The following is a 12,582-nucleotide window of genomic DNA, read 5'->3' as shown; positions in this document are numbered from 1 at the left end:
TAGCGTGGCCACCATGCGAGCCATCGTCGCCGAATCCCCCGATCAGCTCTCCTGGCAAGAGGTGCCCGACGTGTCGGCCGGCCCCGGCGAGGTACTGGTCAAGGTTGCCGCGGCCGGCGTGAACCGCGCCGACGTGCTGCAGGCCGCCGGCAAGTATCCGCCGCCGCCCGGCGCGAGCGAAACCATCGGCATGGAGGTGTCCGGCGTCGTCGCCGCCACCGGCGACGACGTGGCGGATTGGTCGGCCGGACAACAGGTTTGCGCACTGCTGGCCGGTGGCGGATACGCCGAATACGTCGTTGTCCCCGCCGGCCAGGTGATGCCGATTCCCGAGGGCGTCGACCTGGTGGACGCCGCGGGGCTGCCGGAAGTCGCCTGCACGGTGTGGTCCAACCTGGTGCTGACCGCGCACCTGGGCAAAGGTCAGCTGCTGCTGGTGCACGGCGGCGCGAGCGGCATCGGCAGCCACGCGATTCAGGTCGCGCGGGCGCTGGGCGCGCGGGTGGCGGTCACCGCCGGCTCGGCGGAGAAGCTGGAGTTCTGCCGCGAGCTGGGCGCCGAAATCACGATCAACTATCGCGACGAGGACTTCGCCGAGCGGCTGCAGGAAAACGGCGGAGCTGACGTCATTTTCGACATCATGGGTGCGGCGTACCTGGACCGCAATATCGACGCCCTGGCCACCGACGGCCAGCTGGTCATCATCGGCATGCAGGGCGGCATCAAAGGTGAGCTCAACATCGGCAAGCTGTTGATGAAGCGCGCCCGGGTCATCGGCACCACGCTGCGCGCCCGACCGGTCACCGGACCCAACAGCAAGACGGAAATCGTGCAGGCGGTGATCGCGTCGGTGTGGCCGATGATCGCCGAGGGCCGGGTCCGCCCGATCATCGGGGCCCGCCTGCCCATTCAGCAGGCCGGTGAGGCACATCAACTGCTGACCGCGAGCAAGGTGACCGGGAAGGTCGTGCTGACGGTTTAGCCGCCGCTCGTCAGCCCAGGGACGCCAGGGCGCGCACCAGCTGGTCGACCTCGGCCGTCGTCGAGTAGTGCGCCAGCCCGATGGTCACGGCACCGCCGACGTCGTTGACCCCCAACACGTCGAGCGCGCGGGAGTTCTCGCACGTGACGGCCAGAATCCCGTTGTCCGCCAACCGCTGCACCACCCGCTCGGCGGGCACGCCGTTCAGTGCGAGGCTGACCACGGGGATCCGCACCTCCGGACGGCCGATCACCATGACCAGCGGCAGCGAGCGCAGCGCCACCATCAGGTAATCGAAGATCCGAGTCATGTACAAAGCGGCCGACTGCATCGACACCGAGAGGCGCTCGCGCCGGGTACCGCGAGCGGACTCGTCGAGCGCCGCCAGATACTCGATGCTGGCGACCACCCCGGCCAGCAGACCGAACTGGTGCGCGCCGATCTCGAGCCGCGCCGCGCCGGTCGCCTTGGGGTCGGTCGAGATGGAGCCGAACGAATTGAGCAGCGCCGGGTCGCGGAACACCATCGCGCCGATCGGCGGGCCGCCCCACGCGAGGGCGTTCACCGCAACCACGTCGGCATCGGTTTCCTTGACGTCAAGCAACCGGTACGGCGCCGCGGCGGAGTGGTCGACCACCACCAGCCCGCCGACGTCGTGCACCAGCTTGGTCATGGCCCGCAGGTCGGTGACCGTGCCCAGCGCGGCGGAGGCGGACGCGACCGCCACCAGCCGGGTCGACTTCCCGATCAGGCCCTCCCACTGCCAGGTCGGCAGCTCGCCGGTCTCGATGTCGATCTCGGCCCACTTCACCTTGGCGCCATAGCGGTGCGCCGCACGCAGCCACGGGGCGATGTTCGCCTCGTCGTCCAGGCGGCTGACGATCACCTCATAGCCCAGCCCTGCCCGTGATGACGACGCCTCGGCCAGCGCCGAGAGCAGGATCGCGCGGTCGGCCCCGAGCACCACACCCGCCGGATCCACGTTGAACAGGTCGGCCACCGCCGCGCGCGCCGCCTCCAGGATGGCGGCGCTGCGCTGCGCTGACGGGTGCGCACCCACCGTGGTGGCGCTGGACCGCCGGAAGGCGGTGGAAACGGTGGTCGCGACGGAATCGGGGATGAGCATCCCGGCCGGCGCGTCGAAGTGCACCCACCCGTCACCCAGCGACGGATGCAGTCCGCGCACCCGGGCGACGTCGTAAGCCATGCCAGCCACCTTAGAGCTTGCGCATTTCCGCGAAACTGTGACCGTAGCGGGTGCTGCAGACGTTCCGGCCAACCGGTGGCTTCCCGAGACAGGACACCCGGCCAGCCATACTAGTCCAGTGGGCCTTTGGTTCGGAACGCTGATCGCATTGTTCTTGCTGATAGCCCCCGGATCGATCATCGCGCGAATCAGTCAGCTGAGTTGGCCCATCGCGGTCGCGGTCGGCCCGGCGCTGACCTACGGCGCGGTCGCGCTGGCGATCATCCCGTTCGGCGCCGTCGGAATCCCTTGGAACGGCTGGACGGCGCTGGCCACGCTGGTCGTGGTGTGCCTGGTGATGGTTGTCTTGCAGCTCCTGCTCGGCCGCTACCGCGACAGCGAGGCCGAAGCCCGGGGTATCGGCCGCTGGCCGGCGCTGACCGTGGCGGCCGGGGTGCTGCTCGGCGCGCTGTTGATCATGTGGGCGGTCTATCGCGGTCTGGCCGCGCATTGGCAGACCATCCCCAGCACCTGGGATGCCGTCTGGCACGCCAACGAGATCCGGTTCATTCTCGACACCGGGCAGGCGTCGTCCACGCACATGGGCGAGCTGCGCAACGTCGAAACGCATCAGACGCTGTACTACCCGTCGGTGTTTCACGCTCTGGCCGCGGTGTACTGCCAGCTGACCGGCGCCGCGCCGACCACCGGCTACACGCTGAGCTCGGTGGCCGCCTCGGTGTGGCTGTTCCCGACCAGCGCGGCGATGCTGACCTGGAAGCTGCTGCGCCCGCAGTGGGCGGAATGGCGCACCGCCGGCGTGGCCGCCACCGCCGCCGCGCTGTCGGTGTCGTTCACCGCCCTGCCCTACGTCGAGTTCGGCGTGGCCGCGATGCCAAACCTGGCCGCCTACGGTGTCGCCGTCCCGACGTTCGTGCTAATCGCCTCGACGCTGCGCCACCGCGACCGCATCCCGCTGGCGGTGCTGGCGTTCGTCGGGCTGATGTCCGTCCACCTGACGGGCGGGTTCATCGTCATCCTGTTCCTGGTCGCCTGGTGGTTACTGGATGTGTTGTGGCGCCCGGTGCGGGGCCGGGTTCCCGACGCGCTGACGCTCGCAGGCGTGACCGTGGCCACCGGGCTGATCCTGCTGCCGCAGTTCATCAGCGTCCGCCAACAGGAAGACATCATCGCCGGACACTCCTTCCTGACCCACCTCAGCAAGAAGCGCGGGCTCTGGGACGCCGTCTTCCAGCACTCGCGGCACCTCAACGACTTCCCTTACCAGTACGGGCTCATGGCGCTGACGATCGCCGGCGGGCTGGTCTTCGCCTACAAGAAGATCTGGTGGCCGCTCGCGGTCTGGCTGCTGCTCGTGCTCGTCGACCTCGACGCGGGCACACCGCTCGGCGGCCCGCTCGGCGCCCTGGCCGGCGCCTTCGGAGAGTTTTTCTACAAGGACCCGCGGCGGATCTCGGCGGCAATCACCCTGTTACTGATGCCGATGGCGGGGCTGGCCCTATTCCTGGTGGTGACGGTGGTGGTTGCTGCGGCCCAGCGGGTCGCCGACCGCCGATTCAAACCTTTGCCCCCGCCGGCCTGGACCGCCGCCACGGCGGTCCTGCTGTTGGTGACGACCGTGTTCACGGCGCGGCACTACTTCTATCGGCACCTGGTGTTGTTCGGCGACAAGTACGACTCGGTGATGATCGACCAACGCGACTTGATGGCCATGGCCTATTTGGCCACGCTGCCCGATGCGCACACCACCGTGATCGGCAACGCGAACACCGACGGCACGGCGTGGATGTACGCCGTCGCCGACCTGCATCCGCTGTGGACCCACTACGACTACCCGCAGCAGATGGGCCCCGGCCCCAACCGGTACATCTTCTGGGCCGGCGCCCGCAAGGGCGATGCCGATCCGCGAGTGGTCGAGGCGATTAAAGCGCTCAATATTCGGTACATCTACACCAGCACGCCGACGGTCCGGGGCTTCGCCGTACCCGACGGACTAGTCTCACTGGATAAATCGAAGTCGTGGGCGCTGATCTACGACAACGGTGGAGCCCGAATATACGAATGGCGCGGAATCGGCGCGGCGCCGCACTCTTAGTCCACAAAGGATGGTGAAGGATTGAGTACCCGCAACGACGACGACGGCATCGAGATCATCGGCGGCGTCGACCCGCGGAGCATGGCGGTGGCGGAGGACGACTCCGACGAGCGCTCCCTGACCGATCTGGTTGAGCAGCCCGCCAAGGTGATGCGCATCGGGACGATGATCAAGCAACTGCTCGAGGAGGTGCGCGCCGCACCGCTCGACGAGGCCAGCCGCAACCGCCTGCGCGAGATCCACGCGACCAGCATCCGCGAACTGGAAGAGGGTCTGGCGCCGGAACTGCGCGAGGAGCTCGACCGCCTCACCCTGCCGTTCAACGAGGACACGGCGCCCTCGGACGCCGAATTGCGGATCGCCCAGGCCCAGTTGGTCGGCTGGCTGGAGGGGTTGTTCCACGGCATCCAGACCGCGCTGTTCGCCCAGCAGATGGCCGCCCGTGCGCAGCTGGAGAACATGCGCCAGGGCGCCCTGCCCCCGGGCGTCGGCAAGCCGGGTGGCTCCGGACACGGCCAATACCTCTAAGCGAGCACGGTGGCGGGTCCTCACATCGAGACGCACAACGCGTGGGTGGAATTTCCCATTTTCGACGCGAAGTCGCGCTCCCTGAAGAAAGCCTTCCTGGGCAAGGCGGGCGGCACCATCGGCCGCAACAGCTCCAACGTGGTCGTCGTCGAGGCGCTGCGCGACATCACCATGTCGCTGGAGCTGGGCGACCGCGTCGGCCTGGTGGGCCACAACGGCGCGGGGAAATCGACTCTGCTGCGGCTGCTTTCGGGCATCTATGAACCCACCCGCGGCTGGGCGAAGGTCACCGGCCGGGTCGCGCCCATCTTCGATCTGGGCGTCGGCATGGACCCCGAGATCTCCGGCTACGAGAACATCATCATCCGCGGGTTGTTCCTGGGGCAGACCCGCAAGCAGATGATGGCCAAGGTGGACGAGATCGCCGAGTTCACCGAGCTGGGTGATTACCTGTCGATGCCGCTGCGCACGTATTCCACCGGGATGCGGGTGCGGCTGGCCATGGGCGTGGTCACCAGCATCGACCCCGAAATCCTGCTGCTCGACGAGGGTTTGGGCGCGGTCGACGCCGATTTCATGAAGAAGGCCCAGTCCAGGCTGCAGAGCCTGGTGGAGCGGTCCGGAATCCTGGTGTTCGCCAGCCACTCCAACGAATTCCTCGCCCGGCTGTGCAAGACGGCGATGTGGATCGACCACGGCGTGATCCGCATGTCCGGCGGCATCGAAGACGTGGTGCGCGCCTACGAGGGCGAGGACGCCGCCCGGCACGTGCGCGAGGTGCTCGCCGAGACGGCCGCCGACAACCCGCTGGCACAAAGAGCAGCCGGGGATGAGTGAGTCCATCTTCGCCGTCGTTGTCACCCACCGGCGTCCCGACGAATTGGCCAAGTCGCTGGGCACCCTGAGCAGCCAGACCCGGGTACCCGACCATCTCATCGTCGTCGATAACGACGGGTGCGGCGACGGCCGGGTCCGCGACCTGGTGGCCGGCCAGCCAATCCCGACCACCTACCTGCCCTCTCGCCGAAACCTCGGCGGCGCAGGGGGTTTCGCGCTGGGCATGCTGCACGCGCTGGCCCAGGGGGCCGACTGGGTGTGGTTGGCCGACGACGACGGGCGGCCGCAGGATTCGCACGTGCTGGCCGCCCTGCTGGCGTGCGCCGAAAAGCACGCGCTGGCCGAGGTGTCCCCGATGGTGTGCAATATGGACGACCCGGAACGGCTGGCATTTCCGCTGCGCCGCGGGCTGGTATGGCGTAGGCGGGTAAGTGAATTGCGCACCGAGGCGGGACAGGACCTGCTGCCCGGGATCGCGTCGCTGTTCAACGGCGCGCTGTTCCGGGCGTCCACGCTCGACGCGATCGGTGTCCCCGATGTCCGCCTGTTCATCCGCGGCGACGAAGTCGAGATGCACCGGCGGCTGGTGCGGTCGGGCCTGCCGTTCGGCACCTGTCTGGACACGATCTACCTACACCCGTGCGGGTCGGCGGAATTCCGGCCGATCCTGGGCGGCCGCATGCACACCCAGTACCCCGACGACCCCACCAAGCGGTTCTACACCTACCGCAACCGTGGCTACCTGTTGTCGCAGCCCGGCCTGCGCAAGTTGCTGGTGCAGGAGTGGGTCCGGTTCGGCTGGTATTTCCTGGTCACCCGCCGCGATCCCAAGGGCCTGTCGGAGTGGATCCGGTTGCGGCGCTTGGGGCGTCGGGAACAGTTCGGCGAGCATGATGCGGGAGGGTCCCGATGACGTTCCTGGACGCCGCCGCCCAGTCGCGGACCTTCACCCGCGCGCGCGGCGACCTGATCGCCGGCTTCCGCAGGCACGAGCTGTGGCTGCACCTGGGTTGGCAGGACATCAAGCAGCGCTACCGCCGCTCGGTGCTGGGCCCGTTCTGGATCACCATCGCGACCGGCACCACCGCCGTCGCGATGGGCGGCCTGTACTCGAAGCTGTTCCACCTCGAGCTCGCCGTGCACCTGCCCTACGTCACGCTGGGCTTGATCGTCTGGAACCTCATCAACGCCGCCATCCTGGAGGGCGCCGATGTCTTCGTCGCCAACGAGGGACTGATCAAGCAACTGCCGACGCCGCTGTCCGTGCACGTCTACCGGCTGGTGTGGCGGCAGATGATCTTGTTCGCGCACAACATCGTCATCTACGCCGTCATCGCGATCATCTATCCGAAGCCGTGGTCGTGGGCGGATCTGTCGGTCATCCCGGCGCTCGGGCTGATCGTGCTCAATTGCATCTGGGTGTCACTGTGTTTCGGCATCCTGGCCACCCGCTACCGCGACATCGGCCCGCTGCTGTTCTCGGTCGTCCAGCTGTTGTTCTTCATGACGCCGATCATCTGGAACGACGACACGTTGCGGCAGCAGGGCGCCGGACGCTGGTCGCGCGTCGTCGAACTCAACCCGCTGCTGCATTACCTCGACATCGTGCGCGCCCCACTGCTGGGCGCCCACCAGGAGCTGCGGCACTGGGCCGTGGTGGCGGCGCTGACCGCCGTCGGCTGGGTGCTGGCGGCGTTCGCGATGCGGCAATACCGCGCCCGGGTGCCGTACTGGGTCTAGCGCGGCGCGAGGAGGCGGGCAATCGCTGTAGCGCTCACATCAGCGGGGGCAGCGGATTGAGCCAGTCCAGCGAACCGTCGGTCTGCCCTTTGTATTGCGGGCAGTAGGCGGACACCGAGGCGCCGACGAAGAATCCGGCTTGTCGCGCCGAAAGATTGGTGTCCTTCATTACCTTCATCACCACGACGCTCGTCTTCTGGTTTCTGTCCAGCCCGGCGCAGACCGAGCGGGCCATCGAGACCGCGGTGCCAGGGTCGTTCATGACGATTCCGTTGTCCGCCAGCGCGCCCAGGAAGGCGTCATCGGATGGGTCGGCGGCTGCCGGGGCCGCGGAAAGCAGCGCGACGACGGCCAGCGTGGCCGCGGCGATCGTCGACCTCGTTGCCGGACCGACGTTCATACCCACCACGATAGGCCGCGATCAGCCGCCAAGAATTCATTGAGGATCCCGCAAGGCCGGCGGCGGACGCTCGGCCCATGCCACGGCCGGTCCCGTTTAGACGAAACACGACGTTCGCAATGCCGATGCGGGAGTATGCGTTCGTGAGTGACCCCTCGGCAATCGGCTGCGTTGGGACGTTGACCGTGGCAACCCGCGGCGACCGCGGCGCCGGCGAGGTGCTGGTCACCGTGCGGGGCGCCAAGGAGGCCTTCCTGGCGTGGTCCGACGAACCCCTGCCAAAAGGCGCTCAGGTGTTGGTGGTGGAGGTCAGGGGAGCCCGGACGGTGGTCGTCGAACCGTGGCACGGCCTCGCCTGATCCGAATTGACGACCCGGATTCGCCGGGATACAACAGCGAAACGAAAGGTAAGGACCCCATGCTCGGTTACAAAGTGCCCGCCCCCGACGAGGCGATGCTGGTCTCGGGCGGCCGAAGCAAGAGCAACGCCCCGTTCCGCGTCGTGACCGGCCACGGCGCCTTCATCATGCCGTTCTTCCGCAAGGCCCGCTTCCTCACGCTGGCGATGTGTGAGGCCGAGGTCGCCGAGAAATGCGTGACCCAGCAGGGCATCACGCTCAACGTCCGGGCGGTGATCGCCTTCAAGGTCGGCAACGACACCGAAAGCATCATCAGCGCCGCGCAGCGATTCCTGTCCGAACAGGACCAGATGTCCGTGCTGACCGGGCGCATCTTCGCAGGCCACCTGCGGTCGATCATCGGGTCGATGACCGTCGAGCAGATCATCCGGGAACGCCAAAAGCTGGCGACCGAGGTCCTCGACGGCTCCAAGGAGGAGATGGCCCGGATCGGCCTCACCGTCGACGCGCTGCAGATCCAGTCCATCGACGACGACGGGCTCGGCTACATCAACGCGATGTCGGCACCGCACAACGCGGCCATCCAGCAGCAGGCGCAGATCGCCCAGGCGCAGGCCAACCAGGCCGCCGCCGAAGCCGAGCAGGAGTCGCAGCGCAAGCAGGCCGAGTTCGCCCGCGAGACCGCGATCGTCAAGGCGCAGTACAAGGCCGAGGTCGACAAGGCTCAGGCCGAGGCGGCCCAAGCGGGCCCGCTGGCCGAGGCCGAGGCCCAGCGCGAGGTGCTACAGATGCGCACCGAGCTGGCCCAGCGCGCCGCCGAGCTGCGCCAGCAGGAGCTGGTCGCCGAGGTGGTCAAACCCGCCGAGGCCGAGGCCGAACGCGTGCGGATCCTGGCGGTGGCCGACGCCGAGAAGATGAAGATTCAGGCCGAGGCCGCGGCCTCGCACAACCGGGTCGCCCTCGACAAGGCGCTGATCGATCAGCTGCCCGAAATCGTGGAGAAGGCGGCGCGGGGGCTCGCCAACGCGAACGTGACCGTGCTCAACGGCGCCGAGGGGCTCACCGAGGTGGCCAGCGGCCTGGTTGCCCAGGGCCGCGCGATCTTCGACGCCCTGCGGGGCACCGTCGACTACTACGACGACGAAACCGGCGCGCCGCCGCTCACCACCAACTCCGAATCGGGCTCGACCAGCCACTGAGCAAAAATTGCCCCTTGTTCAATAACAGTGGCGGCCGCCCCGTCGTGGTGCAACACTGGAACGCCACCTGAGCAAATTGGGCGAAAGGTCCGACGTGAGCAAGAAGGCGCAATCAGCGGCGGACGCGGCGCGGGAGAACCTGGCCGCGGAGCTGGAGCGGCTGCGGCAGCGGCGGGACCGCCTCGAGGTCGAGGTACGCAACGACCGCGGCATGGTGGGCGATCACGGCGACGCCGCCGAGGCGATCCAGCGCGCCGAGGAGCTGGTGGGGCTCAGCGACCGGATCAACGAGCTGGACCGCCGGCTGCGGACCGGGCCGTCGGAGTCCGACGCATCGGAGACGCTGCCGGGTGGCACCGAGGTGACCCTGCGGTTCTCCGACGGTGAAGTGGTCACCATGCACGTGATCTCGATCGTGGAAGAGACGCCGGTGGGCCGGGAAGGTGAGACGCTGACCGCGCGCAGCCCGCTGGCCCAGGCCCTGGCCGGACACAAGGCGGGCGACACCGTGACCTACTCCACGCCGCAAGGCGAGGATCAGGTCGAGCTGATAGCGGTCAAGCTGCCCCGCTGAAGCGTCCCCGGCGTGGCCCGCCGGCCCGGATAGACTGCGCCCGATGGTTGCCCCGCCGCCCGATGCCGCCCCGCCCCGCCCGCAGTTGAGCCTGACGACACAGGTGATGCGTTTCGTCGCCACCGGCGGCCTGGCGGGAATCGTGGACTTCGGCCTGTACCTGGCCCTGTACAAAGCGGTGGGTGTCCAGGTCGACCTGGCCAAGGCCACCAGCTTCGTCGTCGGCACCATCACCGCCTACCTGATCAACCGCCGGTGGACGTTCCAGGCGGCCCCTAGCACCGCCCGCTTCGTCGGGGTCATGATCCTCTACGGCATCACCTTCGCCGTCCAGGTCGGGCTCAACCACCTGTGCCTGGCGCTTTTGCACTACCGCGGGTGGGCCATCCCCGTCGCGTTCGTGATCGCTCAGGGCACCGCGACGGTCATCAACTTCATCGTGCAGCGAGCCGTTATCTTCCGCATCCGCTGAGCCACGTGCGCAAGCGGTACCCTCTTTGACGATGTTGAGCACCGACGTTTCGACCACCACCACCCGGCTGACGGGCTTTGGCCGCACCGCGCCGTCGGTGGCCGAGGTGCTCTCGACCCGCGATCCCGAGGTGATCGCCAAGACCGTCGCCCGGGTAGCCGAGTCCGGCGGCCCGAACGGGCGGGGCGTCATCGCGCGCGGTCTGGGCCGGTCCTACGGCGACAACGCCCAAAACGGCGGCGGCCTGGTCATCGACATGACCCCGCTCAACCGCATTCACTCGATCAGCGCCGACACCCGGCTGGTCGACGTCGACGCCGGCGTCAGCCTGGACCAGCTGATGAAGGCGGCGCTGCCGTTCGGGCTGTGGGTGCCGGTGCTGCCGGGCACGCGCCAGGTCACCGTCGGCGGCGCGATCGCCTGCGACATCCACGGCAAGAACCATCACAGCGCGGGCAGCTTCGGCAACCACGTGCGCTCGATGGACCTGCTCCTGGCCGACGGCACCGTCCGCACCATCACTCCCGACGGTGACGACGCCGAACTGTTCTGGGTCACGGTCGGCGGCAACGGCCTGACCGGGATCGTGCTGCGCGCGACCATCGAGATGACGCCGACGGAAACGGCGTACTTCATCGCCGACGGCGTGGCCACCAAGGACCTCGACGAGACGGTCGCCGTTCACCTCGACGGCAGCGAGGCCAACTACACGTACTCCAGCGCCTGGTTCGATTTGATCAGCCCGCCGCCCAAACTCGGCCGGGCCGCGGTCAGCCGCGGCAGCCTGGCCAAGCTGGACCAACTGCCCAAGAAGCTGGCCAAGAATCCGCTGAAATTCGATGCGCCCCAGCTGCTGACGGTGCCGAACATCTTTCCGGTCAGCGCGATGAACAAGCTGTCGTTCATGGCCATCGGCGAGGTGTATTACCGGCTGGGCGGCACTTACACCGGCAAGATCATGAACCTGTCGCAGTTCTACCACATGCTCGACCTGGTCAGCGGCTGGAACAATGCTTACGGCCCAATGGGTTTCGCGCAGCATCAGTTCCTGGTCCCGCCGGACGCGATGGACGAGTTCAAGGCCATCATCCGTTGGATCCAGACCCGCGGCCATTACTCGGCGCTGAACGTGTTCAAATTGTTCGGCCCGGGCAACCGCGCGCCGCTGAGTTTCCCGATGGCCGGATGGAACGTCGCCATGGACTTCCCCAACAAGCCGGGCATCAACGAGTTCCTCAACGAACTCGACCGGCGCGTATTGGAATTCGGCGGCCGGGTGTATACCGCCAAGGATTCCCGCGTCAGCGCCGAGACCTTCCACGCCATGTACCCGCGCATCGACGAATGGATCGCCGTGCGCCGCAAGGTGGATCCCGCCGGGGTGTTCGCCTCCGACATGGCCCGACGTTTGGAGCTGCTGTAAATGGTGCTGGACGCCGTGGGAAATCCGCAGACCATCCTGCTGCTCGGCGGTACTTCCGAGATTGGGCTGGCCATCTGTGAGCGCTACCTGCAAAACGCGCACGCCCGGATCGTGCTGGCCGCCATGCCCGACGACCCGGGACGCGACGCCGCCGTCGCCCAGATGAAGGCGGCGGGCGCCCGGTCGGTGGAGCTGATCGACTTCGAGGCCACCGACGCCGACAGCCATCCGAAGACGATCGAGGCGGCCTTCGCCCACGGTGACGTCGACGTGGCGATCGTCGCGTTCGGCATCCTCGGAGACGCCGAGGAGCTGTGGCAGGATCAGCGCAAAGCCGTCTTGGCTGCCGAAATCAACTACACCGCAGCGGTTTCGGTGGGCGTGCTGCTCGGCGAGAAGATGCGCGCGCAGGGCTTCGGCCAGATCATCGCGATGAGCTCGGCCGCCGGCGAGCGGGTGCGGCGATCGAACTTCGTCTACGGCTCCACCAAGGCGGGACTGGACGGCTTCTATCTGGGTCTCGGAGAAGCGCTCCGCGAGTACGGGGTTCGCGTCCTGGTGATCCGCCCGGGCCAGGTCCGCACCCGGATGAGCGCGCACGTCAAGGAAGCCCCGCTGACGGTGGACAAGGAGTATGTCGCCAACCTCGCGGTGACCGCGGCCGCAAAGGGTAAGGAATTGGTTTGGGCGCCAGGAGCATTCCGGTACGTGATGATGGTGTTGCGACACATCCCCCGGCCCATCTTCCGCAAGCTGCCCATCTGAT

14 protein-coding genes are annotated in these 12,582 nt (G+C 67.7%); 12 read left to right on the top strand and 2 right to left on the bottom strand.

Features of this window, described 5'->3' with window-relative positions:
* The first annotated feature begins 13 nt into the window (after positions 1 to 13).
* Complete coding sequence (locus tag ACEL92_RS01415) at positions 14 to 982, top strand: NAD(P)H-quinone oxidoreductase (protein ID WP_374023900.1); 969 nt, start codon at positions 14 to 16, stop codon at positions 980 to 982.
* A 10-nt stretch (positions 983 to 992) separates the two neighbouring features.
* Here ACEL92_RS01415 and ACEL92_RS01410 read toward each other — a convergent pair whose 3' ends face one another.
* A complete protein-coding gene (locus ACEL92_RS01410; RefSeq protein WP_374023899.1) occupies positions 993 to 2,189 on the bottom strand; it encodes a cysteine desulfurase-like protein in 1,197 nt (398 codons plus the stop codon).
* A 118-nt stretch (positions 2,190 to 2,307) separates the two neighbouring features.
* Here ACEL92_RS01410 and ACEL92_RS01405 point away from each other — a divergent pair, with 118 nt between their 5' ends.
* The 5 genes from ACEL92_RS01405 to ACEL92_RS01385 all read left to right on the top strand — a co-directional run bounded on the left by ACEL92_RS01405 (position 2,308) and on the right by ACEL92_RS01385 (position 7,389).
* A complete protein-coding gene (locus ACEL92_RS01405) occupies positions 2,308 to 4,284 on the top strand; it encodes a DUF6541 family protein (RefSeq protein WP_374023898.1) in 1,977 nt (658 codons plus the stop codon).
* 81 nt (positions 4,285 to 4,365) lie between these two features.
* Positions 4,366 to 4,812 carry a bacterial proteasome activator family protein gene (locus ACEL92_RS01400; RefSeq protein WP_374026425.1) on the top strand — a complete coding sequence of 149 codons (447 nt, stop codon included), beginning with the start codon at positions 4,366 to 4,368 and terminating at the stop codon, positions 4,810 to 4,812.
* A gap of 9 nt (positions 4,813 to 4,821) precedes the next feature.
* Positions 4,822 to 5,649 carry an ABC transporter ATP-binding protein gene (locus ACEL92_RS01395; RefSeq protein ID WP_374023897.1) on the top strand — a complete coding sequence of 276 codons (828 nt, stop codon included), beginning with the start codon at positions 4,822 to 4,824 and terminating at the stop codon, positions 5,647 to 5,649.
* Entirely contained in the window at positions 5,642 to 6,562 is a 921-nt protein-coding gene (locus ACEL92_RS01390; RefSeq protein ID WP_374023896.1) for a glycosyltransferase, read from the top strand. Before ACEL92_RS01395 ends, ACEL92_RS01390 begins: the two co-directional genes overlap by 8 nt.
* Positions 6,559 to 7,389 carry an ABC transporter permease gene (locus ACEL92_RS01385; protein WP_374023895.1) on the top strand — a complete coding sequence of 277 codons (831 nt, stop codon included), beginning with the start codon at positions 6,559 to 6,561 and terminating at the stop codon, positions 7,387 to 7,389. Before ACEL92_RS01390 ends, ACEL92_RS01385 begins: the two co-directional genes overlap by 4 nt.
* A 34-nt stretch (positions 7,390 to 7,423) precedes the next feature.
* Here ACEL92_RS01385 and ACEL92_RS01380 read toward each other — a convergent pair whose 3' ends face one another.
* Positions 7,424 to 7,789 carry a DUF732 domain-containing protein gene (locus ACEL92_RS01380; RefSeq protein ID WP_374023894.1) on the bottom strand — a complete coding sequence of 122 codons (366 nt, stop codon included), beginning with the start codon at positions 7,787 to 7,789 and terminating at the stop codon, positions 7,424 to 7,426.
* Positions 7,790 to 7,932: 143 nt separating this feature from the next.
* On the opposite strand from ACEL92_RS01380, the gene ACEL92_RS01375 reads away from it, so the two are divergent.
* The 6 genes from ACEL92_RS01375 (at position 7,933) to ACEL92_RS01350 (ending at position 12,581) form a co-directional block, all read left to right on the top strand.
* A complete protein-coding gene (locus tag ACEL92_RS01375; RefSeq protein WP_374023893.1) occupies positions 7,933 to 8,148 on the top strand; it encodes a hypothetical protein in 216 nt (71 codons plus the stop codon).
* Positions 8,149 to 8,207: 59 nt separating this feature from the next.
* Positions 8,208 to 9,347 carry an SPFH domain-containing protein gene (locus ACEL92_RS01370; protein WP_374023892.1) on the top strand — a complete coding sequence of 380 codons (1,140 nt, stop codon included), beginning with the start codon at positions 8,208 to 8,210 and terminating at the stop codon, positions 9,345 to 9,347.
* A gap of 94 nt (positions 9,348 to 9,441) precedes the next feature.
* Positions 9,442 to 9,921 (top strand): GreA/GreB family elongation factor, encoded by a 480-nt coding sequence (locus tag ACEL92_RS01365; RefSeq protein WP_374023891.1) that lies wholly within the window; start codon positions 9,442 to 9,444, stop codon positions 9,919 to 9,921.
* Positions 9,922 to 10,027: 106 nt separating this feature from the next.
* On the top strand, positions 10,028 to 10,393 hold the full coding sequence (locus ACEL92_RS01360; RefSeq protein ID WP_374026424.1) for a GtrA family protein: 366 nt from the start codon (positions 10,028 to 10,030) through the stop codon (positions 10,391 to 10,393).
* Between the two features lie 31 nt (positions 10,394 to 10,424).
* Entirely contained in the window at positions 10,425 to 11,816 is a 1,392-nt protein-coding gene (locus ACEL92_RS01355) for an FAD-binding protein (RefSeq protein WP_374023890.1), read from the top strand.
* A complete protein-coding gene (locus tag ACEL92_RS01350; RefSeq protein ID WP_073874963.1) occupies positions 11,817 to 12,581 on the top strand; it encodes a decaprenylphospho-beta-D-erythro-pentofuranosid-2-ulose 2-reductase in 765 nt (254 codons plus the stop codon).
* Position 12,582 lies beyond the last annotated feature (1 nt).

Source organism: Mycobacterium hainanense (assembly GCF_041890355.1).
Classification (GTDB): Bacteria; Actinomycetota; Actinomycetes; order Mycobacteriales; family Mycobacteriaceae; genus Mycobacterium; species Mycobacterium hainanense.
The sequence above is the reverse complement of the archived record's forward strand: the minus strand, read 5'-3'. Positions and strand labels throughout refer to the sequence as shown.

What these genes read in the sequence shown, in the direction of transcription:
- ACEL92_RS01415 (WP_374023900.1), top strand. Translation starts at nt 14, where the DNA reads ATGCGAGCCATCGTCGCCGAATCCCCCGATCAGCTCTCCTGGCAAGAG.
- ACEL92_RS01410 (WP_374023899.1), bottom strand. Translation starts at nt 2,189, where the DNA reads ATGGCTTACGACGTCGCCCGGGTGCGCGGACTGCATCCGTCGCTGGGT.
- ACEL92_RS01400 (WP_374026425.1), top strand. Translation starts at nt 4,366, where the DNA reads ATGGCGGTGGCGGAGGACGACTCCGACGAGCGCTCCCTGACCGATCTG.
- ACEL92_RS01390 (WP_374023896.1), top strand. Translation starts at nt 5,642, where the DNA reads ATGAGTGAGTCCATCTTCGCCGTCGTTGTCACCCACCGGCGTCCCGAC.
- ACEL92_RS01385 (WP_374023895.1), top strand. Translation starts at nt 6,559, where the DNA reads ATGACGTTCCTGGACGCCGCCGCCCAGTCGCGGACCTTCACCCGCGCG.
- ACEL92_RS01380 (WP_374023894.1), bottom strand. Translation starts at nt 7,789, where the DNA reads ATGAACGTCGGTCCGGCAACGAGGTCGACGATCGCCGCGGCCACGCTG.
- ACEL92_RS01370 (WP_374023892.1), top strand. Translation starts at nt 8,208, where the DNA reads ATGCTCGGTTACAAAGTGCCCGCCCCCGACGAGGCGATGCTGGTCTCG.
- ACEL92_RS01360 (WP_374026424.1), top strand. Translation starts at nt 10,028, where the DNA reads ATGCGTTTCGTCGCCACCGGCGGCCTGGCGGGAATCGTGGACTTCGGC.
- ACEL92_RS01355 (WP_374023890.1), top strand. Translation starts at nt 10,425, where the DNA reads ATGTTGAGCACCGACGTTTCGACCACCACCACCCGGCTGACGGGCTTT.
- ACEL92_RS01350 (WP_073874963.1), top strand. Translation starts at nt 11,817, where the DNA reads ATGGTGCTGGACGCCGTGGGAAATCCGCAGACCATCCTGCTGCTCGGC.